Annotated in this window: 23 protein-coding genes; 9 read left to right on the top strand and 14 right to left on the bottom strand. The window is 49.5% G+C overall.

Annotated features, from left to right (window positions below; genetic code table 11):
- Positions 1-13 precede the first annotated feature (13 nt).
- Positions 14-1,876 (top strand): 1-deoxy-D-xylulose-5-phosphate synthase, encoded by a 1,863-nt coding sequence (gene dxs, locus ACFFJP_RS07515; protein WP_377242035.1) that lies wholly within the window; start codon positions 14-16, stop codon positions 1,874-1,876.
- A gap of 66 nt (positions 1,877-1,942) precedes the next feature.
- Here the strand turns inward: dxs and ACFFJP_RS07510 are convergent, their stop codons facing one another.
- The 10 genes from ACFFJP_RS07510 to glyA all read right to left on the bottom strand — a co-directional run bounded on the left by ACFFJP_RS07510 (position 1,943) and on the right by glyA (position 12,251).
- Positions 1,943-4,882 (bottom strand): diguanylate cyclase, encoded by a 2,940-nt coding sequence (locus ACFFJP_RS07510; RefSeq protein ID WP_377242033.1) that lies wholly within the window; start codon positions 4,880-4,882, stop codon positions 1,943-1,945.
- Between the two features lie 157 nt (positions 4,883-5,039).
- Positions 5,040-5,510 carry a phosphatidylglycerophosphatase A family protein gene (locus tag ACFFJP_RS07505; RefSeq protein ID WP_377242031.1) on the bottom strand — a complete coding sequence of 157 codons (471 nt, stop codon included), beginning with the start codon at positions 5,508-5,510 and terminating at the stop codon, positions 5,040-5,042.
- Entirely contained in the window at positions 5,510-6,469 is a 960-nt protein-coding gene (thiL, locus tag ACFFJP_RS07500; RefSeq protein ID WP_377242029.1) for a thiamine-phosphate kinase, read from the bottom strand. The genes ACFFJP_RS07505 and thiL overlap by 1 nt, the downstream gene beginning before the upstream one ends.
- Before the next feature lie 28 nt (positions 6,470-6,497).
- Positions 6,498-6,911, bottom strand: coding sequence for a transcription antitermination factor NusB (gene nusB / locus ACFFJP_RS07495; RefSeq protein WP_031565515.1), 414 nt, complete (start codon positions 6,909-6,911; stop codon positions 6,498-6,500).
- A 9-nt stretch (positions 6,912-6,920) separates the two neighbouring features.
- Complete coding sequence (gene ribH / locus ACFFJP_RS07490; protein WP_377242027.1) at positions 6,921-7,385, bottom strand: 6,7-dimethyl-8-ribityllumazine synthase; 465 nt, start codon at positions 7,383-7,385, stop codon at positions 6,921-6,923.
- Positions 7,386-7,472: 87 nt separating this feature from the next.
- Positions 7,473-8,582 carry a bifunctional 3,4-dihydroxy-2-butanone-4-phosphate synthase/GTP cyclohydrolase II gene (gene ribBA / locus ACFFJP_RS07485; protein WP_377242025.1) on the bottom strand — a complete coding sequence of 370 codons (1,110 nt, stop codon included), beginning with the start codon at positions 8,580-8,582 and terminating at the stop codon, positions 7,473-7,475.
- Positions 8,583-8,629: 47 nt separating this feature from the next.
- Positions 8,630-9,283: a riboflavin synthase gene (locus ACFFJP_RS07480; protein WP_377242023.1), complete on the bottom strand. Its 654-nt coding sequence runs from the start codon at positions 9,281-9,283 to the stop codon at positions 8,630-8,632.
- A 9-nt stretch (positions 9,284-9,292) separates the two neighbouring features.
- Positions 9,293-10,456, bottom strand: coding sequence for a bifunctional diaminohydroxyphosphoribosylaminopyrimidine deaminase/5-amino-6-(5-phosphoribosylamino)uracil reductase RibD (gene ribD / locus ACFFJP_RS07475; RefSeq protein ID WP_377242021.1), 1,164 nt, complete (start codon positions 10,454-10,456; stop codon positions 9,293-9,295).
- A complete protein-coding gene (gene nrdR, locus ACFFJP_RS07470; RefSeq protein ID WP_377242019.1) occupies positions 10,453-10,911 on the bottom strand; it encodes a transcriptional regulator NrdR in 459 nt (152 codons plus the stop codon). Before nrdR ends, ribD begins: the two co-directional genes overlap by 4 nt.
- Positions 10,912-10,997: 86 nt before the next feature.
- Entirely contained in the window at positions 10,998-12,251 is a 1,254-nt protein-coding gene (glyA, locus tag ACFFJP_RS07465) for a serine hydroxymethyltransferase (protein WP_377242017.1), read from the bottom strand.
- A 254-nt stretch (positions 12,252-12,505) separates the two neighbouring features.
- Between glyA and dinB the strand changes: the two genes are divergently transcribed.
- The gene (dinB, locus tag ACFFJP_RS07460; RefSeq protein ID WP_377242015.1) at positions 12,506-13,564 is read left to right on the top strand and encodes a DNA polymerase IV; all 1,059 of its coding nucleotides are present in this window, start codon (positions 12,506-12,508) and stop codon (positions 13,562-13,564) included.
- Between the two features lie 304 nt (positions 13,565-13,868).
- Here the strand turns inward: dinB and ACFFJP_RS07455 are convergent, their stop codons facing one another.
- A complete protein-coding gene (locus ACFFJP_RS07455; protein WP_031565533.1) occupies positions 13,869-14,081 on the bottom strand; it encodes a cold-shock protein in 213 nt (70 codons plus the stop codon).
- 286 nt (positions 14,082-14,367) lie between these two features.
- Entirely contained in the window at positions 14,368-15,588 is a 1,221-nt protein-coding gene (locus ACFFJP_RS07450) for a DEAD/DEAH box helicase (RefSeq protein ID WP_377243393.1), read from the bottom strand.
- Between the two features lie 239 nt (positions 15,589-15,827).
- Between ACFFJP_RS07450 and ACFFJP_RS07445 the strand changes: the two genes are divergently transcribed.
- The 4 genes from ACFFJP_RS07445 to ACFFJP_RS07430 are packed head-to-tail and all read left to right on the top strand — an operon-like array spanning position 15,828 to position 17,630.
- Positions 15,828-16,361 (top strand): DUF2058 domain-containing protein, encoded by a 534-nt coding sequence (locus tag ACFFJP_RS07445; protein WP_377242011.1) that lies wholly within the window; start codon positions 15,828-15,830, stop codon positions 16,359-16,361.
- Between the two features lie 23 nt (positions 16,362-16,384).
- A complete protein-coding gene (locus ACFFJP_RS07440) occupies positions 16,385-16,654 on the top strand; it encodes a hypothetical protein (protein ID WP_377242008.1) in 270 nt (89 codons plus the stop codon).
- Positions 16,654-17,172 (top strand): GNAT family N-acetyltransferase, encoded by a 519-nt coding sequence (locus ACFFJP_RS07435; RefSeq protein ID WP_377242006.1) that lies wholly within the window; start codon positions 16,654-16,656, stop codon positions 17,170-17,172. The genes ACFFJP_RS07440 and ACFFJP_RS07435 overlap by 1 nt, the downstream gene beginning before the upstream one ends.
- Positions 17,172-17,630: a YaiI/YqxD family protein gene (locus tag ACFFJP_RS07430; protein WP_377242004.1), complete on the top strand. Its 459-nt coding sequence runs from the start codon at positions 17,172-17,174 to the stop codon at positions 17,628-17,630. Before ACFFJP_RS07435 ends, ACFFJP_RS07430 begins: the two co-directional genes overlap by 1 nt.
- A 19-nt stretch (positions 17,631-17,649) precedes the next feature.
- Here the strand turns inward: ACFFJP_RS07430 and ACFFJP_RS07425 are convergent, their stop codons facing one another.
- Positions 17,650-18,390 carry a class I SAM-dependent methyltransferase gene (locus ACFFJP_RS07425; protein ID WP_377242002.1) on the bottom strand — a complete coding sequence of 247 codons (741 nt, stop codon included), beginning with the start codon at positions 18,388-18,390 and terminating at the stop codon, positions 17,650-17,652.
- A 101-nt stretch (positions 18,391-18,491) separates the two neighbouring features.
- On the opposite strand from ACFFJP_RS07425, the gene gloB reads away from it, so the two are divergent.
- The 3 genes from gloB to ACFFJP_RS07410 all read left to right on the top strand — a co-directional run bounded on the left by gloB (position 18,492) and on the right by ACFFJP_RS07410 (position 21,415).
- Positions 18,492-19,259, top strand: a complete 768-nt coding sequence (gene gloB / locus ACFFJP_RS07420; RefSeq protein WP_377242000.1) for a hydroxyacylglutathione hydrolase — start codon at positions 18,492-18,494, stop codon at positions 19,257-19,259.
- Between the two features lie 228 nt (positions 19,260-19,487).
- Complete coding sequence (locus ACFFJP_RS07415; protein WP_377241998.1) at positions 19,488-20,909, top strand: lytic transglycosylase; 1,422 nt, start codon at positions 19,488-19,490, stop codon at positions 20,907-20,909.
- A 17-nt stretch (positions 20,910-20,926) separates the two neighbouring features.
- Entirely contained in the window at positions 20,927-21,415 is a 489-nt protein-coding gene (locus ACFFJP_RS07410) for a hypothetical protein (RefSeq protein ID WP_377241996.1), read from the top strand.
- Between the two features lie 28 nt (positions 21,416-21,443).
- Here the strand turns inward: ACFFJP_RS07410 and ACFFJP_RS07405 are convergent, their stop codons facing one another.
- Positions 21,444-21,683: a hypothetical protein gene (locus tag ACFFJP_RS07405; protein WP_377241994.1), complete on the bottom strand. Its 240-nt coding sequence runs from the start codon at positions 21,681-21,683 to the stop codon at positions 21,444-21,446.
- Positions 21,684-21,685: the final 2 nt, after the last annotated feature.

Genomic DNA, 21,685 nt, shown 5'->3' with positions numbered 1-21,685 from the left:
CAAGGTTACATTGATGGCGCCTGATATATCGAACTATCCCCTGCTGGCAAAAGCCAATTTTCCGGCTGAACTGCGACAAATTCCGCAGGACCAGCTGCCACGTTTGAGTCACGAACTGCGCGACTATTTGTTGCATTGTGTCAGTCAAAGCAGTGGCCATTTCGCTTCGGGTCTTGGTGCTATCGAACTGACCGTTGCCCTGCATTATGTCTACAATACGCCGTTTGACAGGGTGATTTGGGATGTTGGTCATCAAGCCTATCCACATAAAATCCTGACCGGCCGGCGCGAGCGGATGCCAACAATCCGCCAACTGAATGGGTTGCACCCATTTCCATGTCGTGAAGAAAGCGAATACGACACTCTGACCGTTGGCCACTCGTCTACGTCAATCAGCGCTGCGCTGGGTATGGCGATTGCTGCCCGTGCTGAGCAAAAGAATCGTAAAGTAGTTGCAGTGATCGGTGATGGCGCTATCACGGCAGGGATGGCTTTTGAAGCATTAAATCACGCCGGCGAAGTGCGTCCGGACATGCTGGTGATTTTAAATGACAATGAAATGTCGATTTCTGAGAATGTCGGTGCGCTGAATCGCTACTTTGCCAGGATTTTGTCAGGAAACTTCTATACCAGTCTGCGTGAAGGCGGTAAAAAGATTTTAAGCGGTGTTCCGCCGTTACATGAATTAGCCAGCCGCGCCGAAGAACATTTTAAAGGCATGGTCACACCCGGTACTTTTTTTGAAGAGCTTGGCTTCAATTACATTGGCCCAATCGATGGACATGATGTACTCAATCTGGTCGACACTATCCGTAATATGCGACAGCTCAAAGGCCCGCAATTGCTGCATATAGTGACGAAAAAAGGTAAAGGCTACGCGCCTGCGGAAAAAGACCCAATCGGCTGGCACGCGGTCAGCAAGTTTGACCCCGCCAGTCAAATGCAGCCGAAAAAAGCTGCCAGCCCGAGCTTTTCTAATATTTTCGGTCGCTGGTTATGTGATATGGCCGCGCAAGACCCACAACTGCACGCCATCACACCCGCGATGCGGGAAGGCTCGGATCTGGTGCAGTTTTCCAAAACATATCCGGAACGATATTACGATGTCGCCATCGCGGAACAACATGCCGTCACGCTCGCTGCGGGTCTCGCAATTGAGGGTTTAAAACCAGTCGTCGCTATTTATTCCAGCTTCCTGCAGCGCGGTTATGACCAGTTAATTCACGATGTCGCCCTGCAAAATCTCGATGTAACTTTCGCAATCGACCGTGCAGGCCTTGTTGGTGCCGACGGCGCAACCCATCAGGGAGCCTTCGATTTAAGTTATCTGCGCTGTATACCGAATCTGCTCATCATGGCGCCATCCGATGAAAATGAATGTCGGCAGATGCTTTATACCGCCTATCAGCACAAAGGCCCGGCAGCAGTGCGTTATCCGCGCGGAGCTGCAACAGGTATAGCCCCAGAGCAAACGATGACTGAATTGGCGCTGGGACAAGGTCGTGTTATCAAGCAAGGCAGAGATATTGCGATTCTGGCGTTTGGCACTTTGCTACATGCAGCTGCCAGCGTGGCTGATCAGCTCGGTGCGACACTCGTGGATATGCGGTTTGTCAAACCACTGGATTTAGCACTGTTACAACAACTGAGTGCCTCACACAGCAAATTTGTTACGCTGGAAGACAATGCTATTGCCGGTGGTGCCGGCTCCGGTGTCAATGAAGCCATGGCGGCGCTCAGGTTGCCGGTGCAGATGTTGAATCTAGGTCTGCCGGACCAGTTTATTCGTCATGGCAGTCAGGAGCAGCTTTATGCAGAACTCGGACTTGATAGCGCCGGCATAGAACAGTCGATCCGGCGGCATTTCGCGCTTTAACTCTGGATTAAAAAAGCAAGCCCGGTGATCAGAACCGGGCTTTTTTACACGTGAAGTTCAGCTAGGTCAGTTAATAATGCTGTCCTGCTGGCGACCGCTATTCAGTTCAAACCAAGCCACGCCATCAGCCAGCAGTTTTTCAATCTGCGCTTCAATGTGATCGGAATCTTCAAACTCAAAAGCATCGACCTGCCGGTCAAATTGAATACTGGCGACCCCATTTCGGCCGTTATGTTTGACGTGATACAACGCCAACTCAGCCAGTTGCAATGAAATCTCCCAACCGATCAGTTGTCCGCCGAGCAATTCCAGCGGGTAAATCGCATAACCCACTGAACATTGGACAGATACCGTCCTGCCATCAGGTAACACAAAGGCTTCACTGCTAATCAGCTCATTCAGCCGGCAAGCAAATTCACGCACCATATCCAGTGGAATATCCCGCATCACCAACATAAATTCTTCACCGGCATACCGCACAACATAGTCAGAACCACGGGTTTCCCGGATCAATAAGCCACTAACCTGCTGCAGGATACTGTCGCCAGCACTGTTACCAAATTTATCGTTGATCACTTTAAAGTTATCTAAATCCAGCTGCATCAGCGCAATGCACTTATTCTGCGCCAACATCGATTCTCGGTTGCGCTGGTAATGTTCAATATCTTTTGGCAGCTGTTCAAACAAAAACCGTCGATTGCGCAGGCCCGTTAAAGCGTCTTTATGCGTCAGTTGCGACAACTGTTCATTCAGCTCATTCAGGCGAATATTTGAGGTTTCAAGTTCCTGGGTCCGCAGCTTCACAAGCTTGGTTAGCTCTGCTTCACGCAATTGCACGTTGCGCCGCGCCAACCAAAACAAGCCATACAGCAAAAATAAACCCAACAACAACCATAAACCCCGATACATCACGGTTTCATCAAACCGGCGCGGTATCACCAGTTCCAACTGAGTTTGGCCGGCTAAATCCCAACTCTGATTCAGGTTTCTCGCCTGCAGGCGAAACAGATAGCGCCCAGCCGGCAGGTTGGTATAAATCGCTTCGCGCCGACTGCCCACCTGATGCCAGTCCTGATCAAACCCAACCAATTGATAGCGAAACTCCAGCGCCATTGGTTTGAGAAAATCTATCGCGGTATAGCGCAGTGAGACGTTGCGTTCATCGGTTTCCAATACCAACCGATTCTGCTCAGGCAACAGGCTATAGAGTTTCTGCGCTTGTATTTGCTGCACCAATGGTTGATAGGTCTGGCTACTACTGGCTTTTAACTTCACCGGCACTGCCACTAGCCCTTTGAGAGTCGGGTACCAAAGCTGGTCTTGCCAAAGCACCACTTTGCTGGCGCCAGAGCCATTGCAACACCGGCCAGGCGCGGTTCCCAGCTGACGTTCATATGGCGTCAAAACTTCTTCAAACAGATTCTGGCCGGGTGGCGAATCACTGAGTAAATGGGGTTGAAAACGAAAGATCCCTTTGAGCGTACTGACCCAGACATAATCACTGCCAGCGTCGTGAAACAGGCTGACCACAGGTTCAAATGGCAAACCGTTTGACGTATCAAATTGCAGCCATTTCCCGTCAAACAGTCGGACAAACAAACCGTCATCGACAGTCCCTACCACCAGCGGGCCTTGCGGCAATTGCAGCATCGTCGTGACAAAGGCATTGTATAGCGGTGTCCCCAAACCAATCCGCAACAGTTTTTCCTGCTGGTACTGATAGGCTCCACGCGTCGTCCCAACCAGCAGCTTTTCCGGATTGTCCTGCACAAAGGTAATCACACTGGATTCAAACTCGTGATTCAGCGCAAAAGGGACTAGTTCTTGTTGTAACTGAAACAAACCATCGTTGGTGCCGAGCCAGAAACCACCGGCCTGACGTTTTTTGATCGTTTTCGTTTTGATGCCACGTAATGCATCATCCAGTGGTGTCAGCTTTCCATCCGCCAACGTCAGCCGCTTGGGGCCATTATCGGTCGCCAGTAACCAACTATCGCCATCCGGTTCAAGGTCTTGCACCACGTTGAGCGGCGTATCACCGGATAGTTGAATTTCAGTATAGCGCTGTGTTTTATCGAGCAGACCAAGTCTCTGGCTGGAAGCAATCAACAAAGCATCGTCGGTGGTCCGCACCACACTGCGCACCATCACATCACGTTGTGACTGGCCAATGACCCGCTTAATCTTGCCCCGGCTGACCCGATACAAACCATCGCCAAAACTGCCCAACCAGACGTTTTGCTGTCGATCTTCAAAGATGTCATTAAACTGTGTGGCGCTGCCAAGCTCATCCCTGCTAATCACTTGCCATTGTTGCTGTTGGTGGCGGTAAAACAGCTTGTCATAACTGGACACCCAGTCGCCGCCCTGACTGTCGCTATGTAACTGATAAACCGGAACTCCGCGATCCATCGGCAAGTTGGCCGGTTGCACCTGCCCTGCTGTGTCGACCAGATAATAACCTTGCTCACTGGCCAGATACATGACGCCGTTTTGCCATAACAGATCGTAGACCGGGTGTTGCGCTAAATCGGCGGGCAAACTAATTTTGTCGAGCTGACCGTTACGCGCCAACTTGTATAGGTAACGGCTGCTACTGACCCAGACATGTTCGGGAGTGACCGCAATCTGACTGACCGACTCTTTGATCTCATCAACACGACTGACCTGGCCGTCCCGGATCCGGAATAGATTATCCGCAGCGACCCAGATCTCACGCTCGCCGACTTCAGCAATGGCGGTGACTTCGCCCAGGACATTATACCGATCGAATTTCAGCGTGCGGCTGTTCAGCCCTGACAGGCCGGTCATTGTACCGACCCAGATATAACCCTGACTATCCGTATACAATCGGGTGATCACGTTGCCAATCAGCTGACGACGGGTATTGTTACTGCTAAAACTTTCGAAATGAGTACCATCAAAGCGATTCAGCCCTTCCAAAGTACCGATCCACAGATAGCCTTGTTGATCTTGGGTGACCGCTCGCACGGAATTATTAGACAAGCCGTCAACTGCTGTCCATTGTTTGATGTCGTAGTCGTAGATGGATTGGATTGCTTGGGCTGACGTCAGACATGACCACAGTCCAAGCAATAAGAGATTTATAAAAAAGCTGAAATGCTTCAAAGACATAGTAACCTGTATACCGAGGGAACGGACCTTACAGAACTAACGATACACCATGCAGCAAGCAACACGCCAGCAATCCGGCAACGATGTCATCGGCCATCACACCAAGCCCGCCAGTGACATGCTGGTCAAAGAAGCGTACTGGCCAGGGTTTGACGATATCGAAGAACCGAAATAAGACAAATCCTGCTAAAAGCCACGGCCAGCTCAATGGCAGCGCCCACATGGTGATCGCAAACCCCACCACCTCGTCAATGACGATACCTCCGTGATCTTCGACGCCGATATCTCGACTGGTACGTTCGCTGACGTACACGCCCAGAACCATCAACGCAATGATCAATACCGCCGACCAGGCCAACGGCAGCAACGCCAGACCAAACACTAGCGGAATGGCAAAAGCTGTACCGACAGTACCCGGCGCCTTAGGTGATAAACCTGCGCCGAGACCGATGGCCAGCCAATGTTGCCAGCTTTTCAGGTTAAACGGCTGTTTTTTCATTAAAAATGCTGATATCCGCTGTGGTGATAAACAAATGGCTGATCAAGATGACGTAGCTCCAGCTTGCCAGCCGCTCCAGTGATCCGACCAATGCAAGTGACTGGAACCCCATAGGGCGACAACAACACTTCAAGCGAGCCGCGCTTGTCTTCCGGCACAGTGAAAAGTAATTCGTAATCTTCGCCACCGGATAACGCGCACTGCAATGCCTGTTGCCAGTCGCAACTATCTTTTAATGCTTGTGACATCGGGATTTTGGCTACGTCGATAATAGCGCCAACACCTGAACGTTTCAGGATATGCGGCAGATCGCCACACAGGCCATCCGAGATATCCATACAACTACTGGCAATAGTCCGTAATGCTTGGCCAATGGCAACCCGGGCTGTCGGATAATGGAAGCGCTGTAGGATATGACCTCGGTGTTTTTTGCTGATCTCGCATTGACCTTGTTCAACTTTCAGTCCAAGCGCAGAGTCACCTAAAGTACCAGTGACATACACATAATCACCAACCTTTGCACCAGCCCGGCTTAACGCTTTGCCGCGCGGCACTATGCCCTTGGCACACAGAGTCAGTGTCAGGGGGCCGCGTGTGGTGTCACCGCCAACCAACTGGCAATTGTAATAATCAGCTGTTTCACTGAGTCCTTCAGCAAAGGCTTTCAACCACTCATTGTCGACCACAGGTAGAGTCAAGCCAAGGGATAGCCAGCAAGGCTCTGCGCCCATTGCCGCCAAATCGCTGACATTGACGGCCACCAGTTTATGGCCAAGCGATCGTGGGTCAACATTGGGAAAAAAGTGTACGCCCTGCACCATAGTATCTGTGGTGACAACCAAATCAAAACCATCGCGGACCTGGATCACAGCGCCGTCATCACCGACGCCAATACTAACGTCATTGCGGCGATAACCCGAGCGGGCGAAACATTGTTCTATCAGTTCAAACTCGTGCATAAAAAAGCCGACTTTCGCCGGCTCTCCATCAGTTTGGTCGCAGTAGCCTGACTGCTTTATCGAGGATGCCGTTGACAAACTTGTGACTGTCGTCGGCGGCGAAAGCTTTTGCGAGTTCAATCGCTTCATTGATCACCACTTTGTATGGCACATCAGGACGAAACTTCAGCTCGTAAGCGGAGACGCGCAAAATAGCTTTCTCTACCAGATCAATTTCTTCAAACGGACGTTCGACAAATGGCTTCAGCGCATCATCAAGTACGTTGAGATTGACGACAACGCCGCGCAATAAATCCTGAAAAAAACCGACATCCAGATGTTTGGTGTTTTGTTCCAGCAACAATTGTTGCTCAATATCACCAATCGGGTTTTTGCTGACCTGCCAGCTGTAAATCCCTTGAACAGCCAGTGAACGGGACTGACGACGTACATTCGGTTTCATGCAAAAATCCTAGAGTTGAGCCAGAACGTTGACCATTTCCAGCGCAGAAGACGCCGCTTCTCCGCCTTTATTGCCCATTTTGGTACCGGCTCGTTCAATGGCTTGCTCGATACTTTCTACCGTCAGCACGCCAAAAGAAACCGGCAAACCGTATTGCATCATGACCTGAGCAATACCTTTGGTGCATTCACCGGCGACATATTCAAAATGTGGTGTACCACCACGGATCACTGCGCCCAGCGCAATGATGGCATCATATTGTTTGCTGGCTGCAATTTTTTGCACTGCCAGAGGTAACTCAAAAGCACCCGGGATCCGCACCACCGTGATATCCGCGTCATCGACATTACCGACCCGCTTTAAAGTATCTACGGCACCGTCGAGCAGACTTTCGACGATAAAGCTGTTAAAACGCGCCACAACGATGGCAAACTTTTTTCCTTTGGCGGACAAGCCAGCTTCAATCACCTGCATCGGAGATCCTCTTTTATGTAGTACTTTGTGAAAAAGGCCGCATATGATAGCACAAGTCCGGCCTTTTCCATCCTGCTTTTGTTTAGCTTATTCTGAAACGTAATCGACCACTTCCAGACCAAAACCGGACAGCGCATGGTAGCGTTTTGGTTGGCTGAGTAAGCGCATTTTTTTAACGCCCAAACTGGCCAGAATTTGTGAACCGACGCCAACATTACGGCTAGTACCTTTCCAGGCTGGTGCTCTGAGCTTTTCGCCACGGTCTTCAGCAGCAAAATACTCCACAGTTTGGATTAAATCCTCGGTCGATTCCTGCTTGCCTAACAACACCAAGACCCCGCCTTCTTGCTGAATACGCTCCATCGCACATTGCAGAGAGAAACTACGGTTTGCGCCACGGTTCGATAACAACAAATCGCTGAAAGTATCATGTAGGTGAACGCGAACCAATGTCGGCTTGTCAGCTTCAATCTGGCCTTTCACCAAGGCAAAATGCAATTGATTGTCGATAGTGTCGCGGAAGGTTACCAGGTCAAAATCACCGGCAGCTGTGGGTAAATGACAACGGGCCACTTGTTCAATGGTGGTTTCATTTAAGTTACGGTACTCAATTAAATCGGCGATTGTGCCGATTTTGATTCCATGCTTAGCAGCAAACTTCTCCAAGTCAGGCCGGCGCGACATAGTGCCGTCTTCATTGAGGATTTCGACAATCATCGCGGCCGGTTCAAGGCCGGCTAACCGAGCTAAATCACAACCGGCTTCAGTATGTCCAGCACGAACTAACACACCACCATCCTGCGCCATCAAAGGGAAAATGTGTCCAGGCTGGACAATATCTGCAGGTTTCGCATCGCGTGCAACAGCAGCTTTCACTGTGCGGGCACGGTCTGCCGCTGAAATACCGGTCGTGACGCCTTCTGCCGCCTCAATCGACACGGTAAATGCCGTGGAAAATGGCGATTTGTTTTTGTCTACCATCAACTGCAAATCCAGTTGCTTACAACGCTGACGCGTTAATGTCAGACAAATCAAACCACGACCATGCGTTGCCATGAAATTGACCGCATCCGGTGTGACATATTCTGCCGCCATCACCAGATCACCTTCGTTTTCACGGTCCTCGTCATCCATCAGGATGACCATTTTACCGTTGCGAATATCGTCAATAATCTCGGCTGGGGTATTTAATTGCATCTCAAATCCTCGGGTACAGGGTTCAGCATCACCGATCAAGGTCATACTCAGAGAAAACCGCTTTGTTGTAATAAATTCATTGTGACATGCGAGGCAGGCGCTGCAGCTTGCTTCCCTTGTAATAATCTTTCGATGTATCGCGCCAGCAAATCGACTTCTAAATGCACTTTACTGCCGGCCTGCAACGCCTGAATCGTAGTTTCGCGGGCTGTATGCGGCACAATCGTTAGACGAAATCCGTTTGCTGTAAGTTCATTGACCGTCAGACTGATACCATCAATAGTGACAGAGCCTTTTTCCGCGATATAACGACCAAGCTCTTCCGGTGATTGCAAATAGATCTGCCAGCTTTGGCCGGTTTTTTCGACTTTACTGACAATAGCTATACCATCTACGTGACCACTGACAAGATGACCACCTAAGCGAGTGGTCGGCAGTAGTGCTTTTTCCAGATTGATGCGCTGGCCGGTCTGGTAACTGCCAAACAAAGTACGGCTTAAAGTTTCGCCAGATACATCTGCAGTAAAACTTTTGCTACCGAGCGACGTCACCGTCAGACAGACACCATTACTTGCGATACTGTCACCCAATTTAACGTCAGAAAAATCCAGCGTGTCGCTCTGGATTGTTAACTGCGCATCCTGACCGCTACGTTTAATTGCAGCTATATGGCCTGTCGCTTCAATAATGCCGGTAAACATGATAGGTCCTCACTGCTCTGACATGGTGTCTGTTTTCAGTAAAGCGGTCAGGCGTAGATCCACCCCCACTTGCCGTACATCCTGCCACTGCCAGCGTGGCGCTTGTGACAGTTGACTCAGTCCGCCAGCTTTGAGTAGCGGCATGGCATCGGCCCCGAGTAAAAGTGGTGCCTGATATAACACCAATTCATCAATCAGCTGTTGCTGCCAGAATGAAGTCGCAAGCATGCTGCCGGCTTCAACCCAGAGCAAATTGATCTGCCGGCTCCCCAACAGGGAGAGCAATTCTTTCAGGTCGAGCTGTCCCACTGGATCAAGCCCTAATCGCAATCGCGTCACCTGCCCGGAGGCATTCTGCTGAATTGGGGCCAGCTCGGGCCATTCTTCCGCGGGCCCTGCATGGCACAACAGAATATCGCCGCCCTGTTGAAACAACGGCTCATGGCCGGACAGGCGGCAACGTCTATCCAGAATGACTCGCAGTGGTTGACGAATATCACCGTTTTCCAGGCGAGTCACGGCTTCAGAACGGACGTTCAGTAATGCTTTGTCTGCTTTGACCGTCTCTGCGGTAGATAAAATGGCACAGCTTTGAGCGCGGAATAGCTGCACATCTTCGCGGGCTGCAGCACCGGTTAACCATTGACTTTGACCATTGGAAAGCGCGACTTTCCCATCGGTACTGCAAGCGAGTTTCAACCGGACAAAAGGCAATTGCGTGCGCATTTTGTGCAAAAAACCCGGATTGAGTGCTTCGGCCTGTGCTGTGAGTAACCCCACGTCGACCTGAATCCCGGCAGCTCTCAGTCTCTCGACACCGGTCCCAGCCACACGAGGATTCGGATCCTGCATGGCCACTACCACACGACTAAGCCCTGCCGCAATCAGAGCATCAGCACAAGGTGGTGTACGGCCAAAATGACTGCACGGCTCAAGTGTGACATAAGCCGTTGCTCCATTCGCAGCAGAGCCAGCTTGACGCAAGGCAAACACCTCAGCATGAGGACCACCGGCCTGTCGATGGTAACCTTCGCCAATAATCAGGTTATCCTTCACAATCACGCAACCTACATTAGGATTTGGTGCCGTGGTGTAGCGTCCTAGTGCAGCTGACTCAATTGCGTGCTGCATATACTGATGATCGGACGCCGAAAATTCTGTAACCATGGTCATGACGGATCGTCTCCGAGCCGGGCAATTTCTTCACCGAATTCACGGATATCTTTAAAGGAACGATAAACAGAGGCAAACCGGACGTAGGCCACTTTATCCAGCAACAGCAACTGTTCCATGATGAGATGACCAATCATCTCACTTTGAACCTCGCGCTCGCCCGTCGCGCGCAGTTGCGATTCTACTTTGCTAATCAGCGACTCCACTTCTTCGGTCGGTACCGGACGCTTTTCCAGAGACCGCTGCAGACCACTACGCAGTTTGTCTTCATTATAGGGTTCACGCGAACCGTCGCGTTTGATGATCCGAGGCATCACCAGTTCAGCGGCTTCAAACGTGGTGAAACGTTCGTGACAAGCGGTACATTCCCGCCGCCGTCTGACCTGGTAACCGTCAGCAACCAGCCTCGAATCGATGACTTTGGTATCGTCCGCTCGGCAAAAAGGACAAAACACAGGACTTCTCCTGAAAAAACAATGGCCGCGAAAGGCGGCCATCATATCACTTCAGCCTGACAGCTGTCAGGCACCGGCATGTAAACTTACGCGTAGACCGGGAAACCCGCACACAAGGTTGATACCTGTGCCCGTACTTTTTCAATCACTGCGGCATCACCACGGCTGTCCAGTACGTCACAAATCAGATTAGCAACTGTCTGCGCTTCTGCTTCTTTGAAACCACGACGTGTGATTGCAGGAGTACCGATCCGCAGACCAGAAGTCACAAATGGTGAGCGCGGGTCATTTGGCACAGAGTTTTTGTTCACTGTGATGTGCGACTGACCTAACCATGCATCGGCTTCTTTGCCGGTGATTTCTTTGTCGATCAGATCCATCAGGAATAAATGGTTTTGTGTACCACCAGAAACGATTTTGTAGCCACGTGCTTTCATTGCATCGCACATAGCTACAGCGTTTTTCAGCACTTGTTGCTGGTACGTTTTGAACTCTGGTTGTAACGCTTCTAAAAACGCCACTGCTTTCGCCGCGATAACGTGCATCAGCGGACCACCCTGGCCACCAGGAAACACGGCTGAGTTCAGTTTCTTCTCGATCTCTTCATTTTTGCGTGCCAGGATCAAGCCACCACGCGGACCAGCCAGCGTTTTGTGTGTAGTTGTAGTCACGACGTCTGCAACCGGAACCGGATTCGGATACAGACCTGCAGCAACTAAACCTGCAACGTGGGCCATATCAACCATCAGATATGCACCGACTTTGTCAGCGATATCACGGAAACGTTGCCAGTCGACAATACCTGAATAGGCAGAGAAACCAGCGATGATCAGTTTTGGTTTATGCTCCAGCGCCAGCGCCTCAGCCTGATCATAATCGATGACACCAGTTTCTGGATGCAGGCCGTACTGTACAGCTTTGTACAGCTTACCTGATGAACTGACAGTTGCGCCGTGGGTCAGGTGGCCACCATGTGCCAGGCTCATGCCCAGGATGGTATCACCTGCATTTAACAACGCCAGGAATACAGCTGAGTTAGCCTGGGAGCCAGAATGTGGCTGCACGTTTGCGTAGTCAGCACCAAACAGTTCTTTCGCGCGAGCTATAGCCAGATCTTCTGCAATATCAACGAATTCGCAACCACCGTAGTAACGTTTATGCGGGTAACCTTCGGCATATTTGTTGGTCAGCTGAGAACCTTGCGCCTGCAACACGCGTGGGCTGCAGTAGTTTTCAGAGGCGATCAGCTCGATGTGATCTTCCTGACGCTGAGTTTCATCAACAATAGCTTGCCATAATTGTGGATCAAAATCGGCAATCGACATTTCACGCTTTAACATGGTTTCTCCTGCTTTGGCACAGTCGCAAATTAAGATACAAAAACTGCGCGGTATGATACACCGGTTCAAACCGGTGTGCACTGCAAATTTAGACGTCTGAACTTCCAAATAGAGTATTTGATGGCACGTCAGAGCAGTGGGCATATGGTCAAACATTTTAGATCTTCAATTAAATCATATGAGTACCAATCTGACCTTTACAGCTTAACAATTTCGCATATGATAACTGTATATTTAAACAGTCAATCCGAATTATGCGCAAAATTATTCATATCGACATGGATTGTTTTTTCGCTGCGGTAGAAATGCGGGATAATCCTGCCTGGCGAAATATCCCGTTAGCGATCGGCGGTAGCAGAACTGAGCGCGGAGTGATTAGTACCTGCAATTATCCAGCGCGTGCATACGGGGTACGCTCAGCCATGCCAACTGGTCAAGCCTTTAAACTCTGTCCTCAGCTGGTGTTGGTGCCAGGCAATATGGACAAATACAAAGCGGTCAGTACCTGTATTCAGGCTATTTTCCATCGTTATACGGACATAGTTGAACCGCTGTCATTGGATGAAGCCTACCTCGACGTATCCGCATGTGATTTATTTCAGGGCAGCGCTACTCGAATTGCAGAGCACATTCGTCAAACCATCTTTCATGAAACCGGCCTGACCGCCTCCGCTGGAGTAGCACCAAATAAATTTCTGGCCAAAATAGCCAGCGATGAAAATAAGCCAGACGGCCTTTTTGTTATTCCACCGGACCAAGTTAGTAATTTTGTTTCGACTTTGTCTTTAAGAAAAATTCCGGGTGTTGGACAAAAGACCGCTGAGAAGCTAGCAAAGCTCGGGCTACACCGTTGTAGTGACGTAATTAAAGCAGACCTTAAAATTCTGGTTCGTGAATTTGGGAGTTTTGCAGAAACTTTATTAGAGCGAAGTCAGGGTCTAGATAGTCGCGAAGTACATAATGAGCGAGAGCGCAAATCTGTAGCCGTCGAGCAAACATTCAGTCAGGACCTGACAACGCCTGAGCAAAGTATGCAACCTCTTGCAGAAATGTATCAGAAACTGATCAGACGGATCGAACGTTGTGAGGCAACAGAACAAATCCAAAAAATAGGTATCAAGTTAAAGTTTCAGGATTTCCGGCAAACCACTATTGAACGTCAGCATCCTGAGCTGTGCTTTCAATTGCTGCAACAACTATTAGTTCAGGCATGGCTACGTGGTCAGGGGAAAGCAGTCAGACTGGTCGGCATCCACGTAGGATTAAAAAGTAGCGGGGCCCAAGCACAGCTGGACCTGGACTGGATGCATTAGTAACAAAGCTAAAATCAAGCACCCAGACGCTCGGGGAGAGTCAAAAAGGCAGATGCGGGGATCGAAAAAAAGTTATCCATGCTTGAATAATAATCCGATGGGTTGATTAAAATTGACCGTGGATTTTACCCTTCAGAAATTTGAATTTGGCAGCAATGAAATGCTTATTACTTGAAAATAAAGAAATCTTCTTAAATAGAGGAATTGGCGGATGAATGATTGATTCAATACAAATAAATTTGAAACATACAAAAACAAAAAACCGGCATAAGCCGGTTTTTCAAGAAACTTTCTGAGTTTGCTATTAAGCAACTACAGTTACGTTCTCTGCCTGAGGACCTTTTTGGCCTTCAGTTACTTCGAAAGTCACTTTCTGACCTTCTACCAGCGTACGACGGCCAGTACCGTTAATAGCGCGGAAGTGTACGAATACATCTTTGCCGCCTTCGCGCTCAATGAAACCAAAACCTTTATCTTCGTTGAACCACTTAACGGTGCCGGAAATTAATTGTGACATAACATTCTCTTACTTTAACTATATTTGCCTTTATAGGCGACTTAAATATTACCGGCCACGTTCGTGCTAGTACATATTACGACCCCATTATGTGTGAACCACATGGTGGGGTCAATAGGTATTGCTGAACAAACGGAAAATAAAATTAACCGTGTAATGACCGTTCCTATTGCTTGTGGATTTTTACCTTTACAAACAACACATTGCCAGCAAATGTGTTTATTTAACATCCAACTGACTTGTCGAGTTTAGCACTGATTTTTGGATAAAATGCGACCAAAAGCAATTATTTCTGCTTTTTTTTCGGTGGAGCTGCACCATCATCACCGGACTCAAAAAACTTCGGCTTTTTCTTTGGTAAGGGACTGTCAGCAGAGCGAATTTTTGCTTTCGCTGTGCCTGATTGTTGCCCTGCAGCTTTTGATGTTCTCGTAAACGGTCCAACAGGCTTTTTCTTGATTGTGCCATCGAATTTAGCAGCCAAGCCTTCCACTTGATCCATTTCGAGCGGTCGACGCAAAAATTGTTCGATGGCAGTGAACGCGGTGATGTCTTTGGGACCAACCAAAGAGAACGCGCAGCCCTGCTGCCCAGCACGACCAGTGCGACCGATCCGATGGACATATTCTTCCGGATGTTTTGGTAGGTCAAAGTTGATCACATGCGATACCTGCAACAAATCCAGGCCACGTGATGCCACATCTGTTGTAACTAAAACCTGATACTTGTTTGCTGCAAACGCCTGCATGACCGAATTTCTCTGCGCTTGTGTCAGTTTCCCATTCAGCCCGACAGCGGCAAATCCCGCTTTTTGTACCAAAGCAGCCAGTCGATCAGTGTCTTCTCGGGTAGCTGTGAACAGAATAAGCTGTCTGACCACTTCCGATTTGAGAAAATGTAATAACAATGCTTCTTTATGAGTCAGGTTGTCAGCAAAAAAACACTTCTGTGTAATGTCTTTATGCGGGTCATAACCAGCCCCTAATGCAACACGATATGGATCTCTTAACAAAGACAACGCCAATTCATTGACTTCGGCATGGTCAAGCGTTGCAGAAAACATCAGGGTCTGACGCAGCCGGTGCGACGCTTGTTTATGGATCGCATTGAGCTGAGGCATAAAACCGAGATCTAACATCCGGTCGGCTTCGTCCAGTATCAGCACTTCAAGGCCTTGCAGGAAGAAACTTTTATGTTCGAGATGGTCAGCTAATCGACCAGGTGTTGCCACGATAATATGCGGCTGACGTTTTAGCAGTTTTTCCTGATCGTTAAAATTCTCGCCACCCACTATAAACGCCGGCGTCAGACGGGTATTGGCAACAAACAAACGAAGTTGAGCATAGATTTGTTGTGCCAGCTCGCGGGTAGGCGCGAGAATCAGTGCGCGTGGGTCTTGCGCAGACAAGGGTTTACTTCGCAACAACCGCTGCATCATTGGCAACAGATAAGCCAGAGTTTTACCAGAACCAGTTTTCGACGAAACAATCAGATCCTTGCCCTGCATCACTGCAGGTATTGCCTCTTGTTGTATTTCAGTAGGTTGAGTAAAACCTAAATGTTGAATTGAACGCAACAAACGGGGATCTAACGCGAGTTCTTGAAAAGCAGCCATATGTACTCTGAATCTAAAGATAATCACGTAGTGTACTGTAAAACGTCAACGCCGTCAGCCATGACGCTTGGCAAGTACCTGACAGCCGTGGAACAATATGTCGATTCGATTCAGGCAAACAGGAACTGACCATGAGTAAATCTCTGGCTGAACAATTGTTAAAAGCTGGTCTTGGCGATGCCAAAAAATTAAAAAACATCAAGAAAGAACAGCACAAAGAGCGCGTGCAGGCTGGCAAACACGGTCAAGTCATTAACGAGGCAACTGTTCTGGCAGAGCAGGCCCGCCAAGCCCAAATTGCTCGCGATAAAGAACTCAATCAACAGAAAAAAGCGGAAGCCGATAAAAAAGCTCTGGCGGCACAAGTAAAACAAATCATTGAAATGAATATCATCCGTGATAAAGGCGAACTTGGCTTTAATTTCACCGATGGCAATAAAATCAAAAAAATTTATGTCAGCGACAAAGTACAGCAACAACTAGTCAAAGGTCTGATTGCGATCGCCCGACTAGATGAGCATTATCACTTGGTACCGATCCAAATCGCCGAGAAGCTGTTGTTGCGCCAGCCGGATGCCGTTGTGTTGTTAAATCAGCAGGATGAGCAGATGCCTGCCGATGATCCGTACGCAGATTTTAAAATACCTGATGACCTGATGTGGTAATGCCACAAATAGCTGGAGCTTAGATGTCTGTAAATCAGAGTAAGACTATGGTTGTGAGCTGGTTGCTCTTGTCTGTGACCGGCGTTGTTGCCTGTTGGGCCAGTTTGCTTAATGGTCAGTTTGAAACCATTTATGGTCTGCCAAGTGTGATTGGCGCCGCGATGCTTATGTGGATCCGTCAGCAACCTGACTTTTATTGCCAACCTTTTTACCGGCTAGCCTGGCAAACCAGCATGATTTTACTGTGGTTATTGTTGGTCCCCGGTTGTTACCATCTGGCACAGCAACTTTGATGCAACTTTGCCATGCAACTACTGAGCAGCAATGGTCACTGGCTGAGCAATTCAACGATGTGGCGGCACTGACTCAATGGGGCGGTGAGGGCTTTCGTTTCCCACCGCGCCGCACTGAATTCTTGCAGCAACTGCAGCTGCCGGACACTCAGAGTTACGTATTACTCGATGATCGGCAGAATATTCTGGCATTTGGACAGATCTGCGATAGGTTTAACCGACTGCATCTGGCGCGTTTGTTGGTGTTACCGGCCTACCGCGGACAACGTTTGTCTGAACATCTGATCAGCGCCCTGCTCGCCGCCGGCCTGCAGTTGTGGCCAACACGCGAAGCATCGCTCTTTGTATTTCGTGACAATCCGCCGGCTTTACGCAGCTATCTGCGACTTGGATTTACCGAAACCCGGCAACATGGCCCCTACCGCTCAGATCTGTTTTTTATGACACTGAGTAATTCAGCCAGTCGTTTGCTCGCTGCGAAGGCGCCATCAGTAGTCACCACAAAAGGAAAGATCTAATGCCTATCTGGATTGATGCTGACGCCTGTCCAAAAGTATGTCGCGACATGTTACTTCGGGCTGGTGAGCGGCTCAAAATAGAGCTGAATTTTGTTGCTAACCACGCGCTGCCGCTGCCGCGAGCAACATGGTGCAGACAATTTCGCGTCGAAGCAGGTTTTGATGTAGCGGATAACCTGATTGCAACTTCCGTGCGCCCCGGTGATCTGGTGATGACGCAGGATATTCCTCTGGCCGCTATCTGTGTAGAACAAGGGGCGACTGTACTTACCCCACGTGGTGATAAACTGGACAAAGATAACGTCAAGGCCCGACTCGCTGTGCGCAATTTACAGGAAGAGCTGCGTGGCGCCGGCATGGTCAGCGGTGGTCCTCCTGCCATCGACCAGAGGGATCGACAGAAATTTGGCAATGCGTTAGACCAATACCTGCAACAGTGGCAACGCGCTCAGCAATGAGTAACTGATTTTCGTAAAGTCAGACCCCACCCTGTTGGCGCACGCTGACCCCTTTAACCGCAGGTTTGAAGCTGTTGGTCAGCTGCCATTTCGGTTTGATCGGCGTTAACGGCAATGTACGTTTGCGGGCGACTAACACATAAGCCGCAGCAAAATAGTTCAGATGCTGCTCTGCCCACAGCCGGAATGCTGAATTCGCCTGAGATTGTGCAAGCATACTGGTACAAAACAAACGTTGTTCGTACAACACTTCAAAGCCAAGCAGCTGCAGCCAGTCTTTAACCCTCGCCTGTGAAAAAAATCGACCAGACCAAGGTAAACGGCGATGCAGTCCTGGCCATAGTTTTAACAGTCCCATTAGACTGTAAGGATTAAAGCCACTCATTAACAAATAGCCATCCGGCATCAACACGCGATGCGCCTCTCGGATCACGTGATGCGGATCCTGAGTGTACTCCAGGCAGTGTGCCAATAAGACCGCGTCAACGGCATGCTCGATAAAAGGCAGGTCATCCGGATCAGCAATAACTGAAACCTGATCTCCACTGCCTGCCAGATTGATTTGATGGCGAATACCACAGGCACTAGTGTCAAGCTGGCAGCTTAATGTGCCCACTTTTAATAAGTGATAACCAAAAATACGTGGCCACCACAAATTGAACTGATTTTCCAGCTGATGGGCCAGTACCTCGCCCTGCGCAAATGCCTGCCAGGATTGCGGTACTTGACTTAATGCATAGCGGCTTAAGGCTGGTTTCATCGTCGGACTCCCTTGTATACTGCGATTGGACTGGCTGCCGATTTTTACTGAAAGCGGCTTACGACAAACTGAAGACTCACTCTGACAACGAGCACCTGCCTATGGCTTTTATCCCTGAACCGATCCCGATACTGCAGGATAACTATATCTGGCTGCTACGCCAAGGACAGCAGGCAATCATTGTTGATCCGGGTCAATCTGACCCGGTCCATCAGTATCTGCTCGCACACCAGCTAACGCTGTGTGCAATTTTGATCACGCACCAGCATCCGGACCATATCGGCGGTTTGGCGCAACTACGTAGCCATTGGCCTGATGCTGCCGTTTATGTCCCTGCCCCCTCGATACACGGCGTGCAACTGGATGGTATTCAGGTGCAAGACGGCCAATATCTGCAGCCCCATGGATGGTCAACACCCATTCAGGTGCTGGCCGTACCGGGCCACACTTTGAATCACCTTGCATATTTGCAATCAGGCACCCCAGCCGTACTGTTGTGTGGGGATACCTTATTCAGCGCAGGCTGTGGTCGCCTATTTGAGGGCACGCCTTTGCAAATGCTGGCTTCACTGCAGCGCTTAGCGGCTCTACCTGCAGACACGCTGGTATGCTGCGCGCATGAATATACTCTGGCGAACCTCAAATTTGCCCTCGCTGTGGAACCAGAAAATCAGGCTCTGGTCGAATATCAACTGACCGCGGAAAACTTGCGCAGCAACGACTTACCAACGCTGCCAACGAATATTGGTCTGGAGTTACAGATCAATCCGTTTCTGCGCTGCGCGTTGCCAGAATTGCAGCAACGCTGGCAACAACCTGATCCACTTGCGTTATTTACTTTTTTGCGGCAATGGAAAAACAATTTTTAGTCTGCTTTGCATTTGGCGCAACGGCCGTTAACATACGCCCCCTTTTGCGCCTGTTGCGGCTGAATGAGAGAAGAGTGCATGTTCAAACCCTGTTATTTGCTGCTGGTATTATTTGTGTCAGTTGGCTGCGCCCGCTTGGACCAAAATCAAGCTGCCACCCACACAGCAGAAACATCTATATCGAGTGTTCCTGAATCAGCAGCACATTCCGCAACGCCTGCGCTACCAATGTCGCCGTTAGATCCGGTGCTGCAGCATAATGAACTCGAAGCCATGCCTGACCTGTGGCAGCGCATCCGCAAGCAAATGCATATCCCGGTACCGAAACGTGCTGACGTGCAGCGCGAACTCGCTTTCTACGCCAGTAAACAGAAGTTTTTTAATGAGGTTTCGGTGCGCGCCGAACCATACCTGTATTTTATCGTCGCTGAACTTGAAAAACGCCGGATGCCGCTCGAACTGGCACTGTTACCCATTGTGGAAAGTGCTTACAACGCAGCGGCGCAAGGCAACGGTCCTGCCGGGCTTTGGCAAATGGTGCCACAAACAGCGCGCAATTTTGGCCTAACTGTTCAGAGTGGTTATGACGGCCGCAAAGATGCGTTCAGTTCTACGCTGGCAGTGCTGGACTACCTGCAACATTTGCATGACAACCTGGGGAACGACTGGCTAAATGCGGTCGCCGCATACAATACCGGTGAAGGCCGTATTATGGCGGCTGTGGCGCGCAATCAAGCCCGTGGTAAGCCGACCGACTACTGGAGCTTGCACATTCCTGCACGATTTGTCCAAACCATGCCGAAATGGTTAGCGATGATTCAATTGATTAAAACACCTGAGGATTACCAACTGGAACTTCCGGTTATCGCAAATAAACCTGCCGTCGGCATGACGCGAATTGCTGGCGCAGTGCAACTACAACAGGCGGCAGATTTAGCCGGTGTCTCATTAGGCAAACTAAAGTCTCTGAATCCAAGCTTCCGGCTGGCAATGACACCTCAGGGGAAAGACTTCCCGTTGTTGTTGCCACTGACAGCCATTGAAGATTTTGAACGCCAACAACATCTGTTGAAAAAAGTCGCAGTAGTGCAAGCCGCAGAACCTGTGAAATCAGCAAAACGCAGTTATAAAGTTAAAAGTGGTGACAGTCTCGGTAGCATTGCGGCCAAAAACCAAACCAGCGTGAAGACCTTACGCCAGCTCAATCGGCTGAAATCAGATCAACTGAAGGTTGGCCAAAGTTTACAATTGCCGGCAGGTAAATCACCGGAGCAAAGCGTGGCACGCACGAGCCGTAAAGCGCAAACTTATCAGGTGAAAGCGGGTGAAAGTCTGTGGACCATCGCGCAAAAACTGCGGATCGACAGCGAGGAGTTGCGGCTATTTAATCAGCTGAAATCGGGGGTTCATTTACAACCAGGCCAATCATTGAAGGTTCCGGCATCCAATGCCGCGCCGGTGAAGCGCAAAACAGCCAGTAATCAACAAACGCCACAACACATAGTGAAAAAAGGCGACTCTTTAGATCGGATCGCCCGTAAATACAAAATAAAACTGACTGACTTGCTGCAATGGAATCAACTACAGGCCGATAGTAAACTAACACCAGGTCAACAGTTGCTGTTGGCGCCCAAACGCCGGCAATCCTGACACTACATGAGGTTGATATGACAAAGTTCCTGTTTATTCTGCAACTATGTGCGCTTTTGCTAAGCCCCTTCAGTTATGCACAATTTGAGTTTACCGGCCCAATCGCCCTGACGTTTGCTGATGACAGTAAACAAAATACCGAATTCGGTTTTGCATTTTTACAAAAAGAAGGCGCCTACCAGTTCAGTGTTGGGCCGCATGCAATGGCTGTCGAAGAAGTACCCAAACGTTATACATTGGCGCTGATGCTGAACAAAGACCAACTGATCTGGGCGCGCGATTTCACGAAAAAGCCATTAAAAGGCTTTGACTGGAAAGTCGGAAAACACTCGTTGCAGTTATCAAAGCAGAAGCTAAAACCAGCGCGTCCAGGTGATTTCGTGCTAATGATCGATGGCATGCGCTACCACTTTATTGAAGGTAAACCAGCGCAGATCCATTTTCATTTCGATGAAAAAGGTATTACTGAAGTTGAAGTCGAATCAATGGTACAACCCAAACGCTAAGCACAAGATCAAGGCATTACTTTAGTCTTCAACTGAGAAATGATGACTTGCGGCGTACCGGTAACTCGCGCTGTATTTGCAGCGCAGGGACCCCGCCCCACAATACCGACAATCCCGGTGCAACAGCTGTAAACCACCAGCTGATCTGATAGGGGATCTGGTGCCACCAGCAGTACAGCATCAGTAGCAAGTGACAGCCCAAGCCTAACCATCCGGTATAAAACAACAGCAAGTTAAACCAACGTTTGGGTGGACGTAATTGCCACATGC

The sequence above is a fragment of the Rheinheimera tilapiae genome (assembly GCF_042432165.1).
Taxonomy (GTDB): Bacteria; Pseudomonadota; Gammaproteobacteria; order Enterobacterales; family Alteromonadaceae; genus Pararheinheimera; species Pararheinheimera tilapiae.
Note: the sequence above shows the minus strand (reverse complement) of the source record. Positions and strands in the feature narration are given on the sequence as shown.

Excerpts from the sequence above, each read along its gene's own strand:
- dxs (WP_377242035.1), top strand. The coding sequence starts at position 14 with ATGGCGCCTGATATATCGAACTATCCCCTGCTGGCAAAAGCCAATTTT.
- ACFFJP_RS07505 (WP_377242031.1), bottom strand. The coding sequence starts at position 5,510 with ATGAAAAAACAGCCGTTTAACCTGAAAAGCTGGCAACATTGGCTGGCC.
- thiL (WP_377242029.1), bottom strand. The coding sequence starts at position 6,469 with ATGCACGAGTTTGAACTGATAGAACAATGTTTCGCCCGCTCGGGTTAT.
- nusB (WP_031565515.1), bottom strand. The coding sequence starts at position 6,911 with ATGAAACCGAATGTACGTCGTCAGTCCCGTTCACTGGCTGTTCAAGGG.
- ribH (WP_377242027.1), bottom strand. The coding sequence starts at position 7,385 with ATGCAGGTGATTGAAGCTGGCTTGTCCGCCAAAGGAAAAAAGTTTGCC.
- ribBA (WP_377242025.1), bottom strand. The coding sequence starts at position 8,582 with ATGCAATTAAATACCCCAGCCGAGATTATTGACGATATTCGCAACGGT.
- ACFFJP_RS07480 (WP_377242023.1), bottom strand. The coding sequence starts at position 9,283 with ATGTTTACCGGCATTATTGAAGCGACAGGCCATATAGCTGCAATTAAA.
- ribD (WP_377242021.1), bottom strand. The coding sequence starts at position 10,456 with ATGACCATGGTTACAGAATTTTCGGCGTCCGATCATCAGTATATGCAG.
- glyA (WP_377242017.1), bottom strand. The coding sequence starts at position 12,251 with ATGTTAAAGCGTGAAATGTCGATTGCCGATTTTGATCCACAATTATGG.
- dinB (WP_377242015.1), top strand. The coding sequence starts at position 12,506 with ATGCGCAAAATTATTCATATCGACATGGATTGTTTTTTCGCTGCGGTA.
- ACFFJP_RS07455 (WP_031565533.1), bottom strand. The coding sequence starts at position 14,081 with ATGTCACAATTAATTTCCGGCACCGTTAAGTGGTTCAACGAAGATAAA.
- ACFFJP_RS07450 (WP_377243393.1), bottom strand. The coding sequence starts at position 15,588 with ATGCAGGGCAAGGATCTGATTGTTTCGTCGAAAACTGGTTCTGGTAAA.
- ACFFJP_RS07445 (WP_377242011.1), top strand. The coding sequence starts at position 15,828 with ATGAGTAAATCTCTGGCTGAACAATTGTTAAAAGCTGGTCTTGGCGAT.
- ACFFJP_RS07440 (WP_377242008.1), top strand. The coding sequence starts at position 16,385 with ATGTCTGTAAATCAGAGTAAGACTATGGTTGTGAGCTGGTTGCTCTTG.
- ACFFJP_RS07435 (WP_377242006.1), top strand. The coding sequence starts at position 16,654 with ATGCAACTTTGCCATGCAACTACTGAGCAGCAATGGTCACTGGCTGAG.
- ACFFJP_RS07430 (WP_377242004.1), top strand. The coding sequence starts at position 17,172 with ATGCCTATCTGGATTGATGCTGACGCCTGTCCAAAAGTATGTCGCGAC.
- ACFFJP_RS07425 (WP_377242002.1), bottom strand. The coding sequence starts at position 18,390 with ATGAAACCAGCCTTAAGCCGCTATGCATTAAGTCAAGTACCGCAATCC.
- gloB (WP_377242000.1), top strand. The coding sequence starts at position 18,492 with ATGGCTTTTATCCCTGAACCGATCCCGATACTGCAGGATAACTATATC.
- ACFFJP_RS07415 (WP_377241998.1), top strand. The coding sequence starts at position 19,488 with ATGTCGCCGTTAGATCCGGTGCTGCAGCATAATGAACTCGAAGCCATG.
- ACFFJP_RS07410 (WP_377241996.1), top strand. The coding sequence starts at position 20,927 with ATGACAAAGTTCCTGTTTATTCTGCAACTATGTGCGCTTTTGCTAAGC.
- ACFFJP_RS07405 (WP_377241994.1), bottom strand. The coding sequence starts at position 21,683 with ATGTGGCAATTACGTCCACCCAAACGTTGGTTTAACTTGCTGTTGTTT.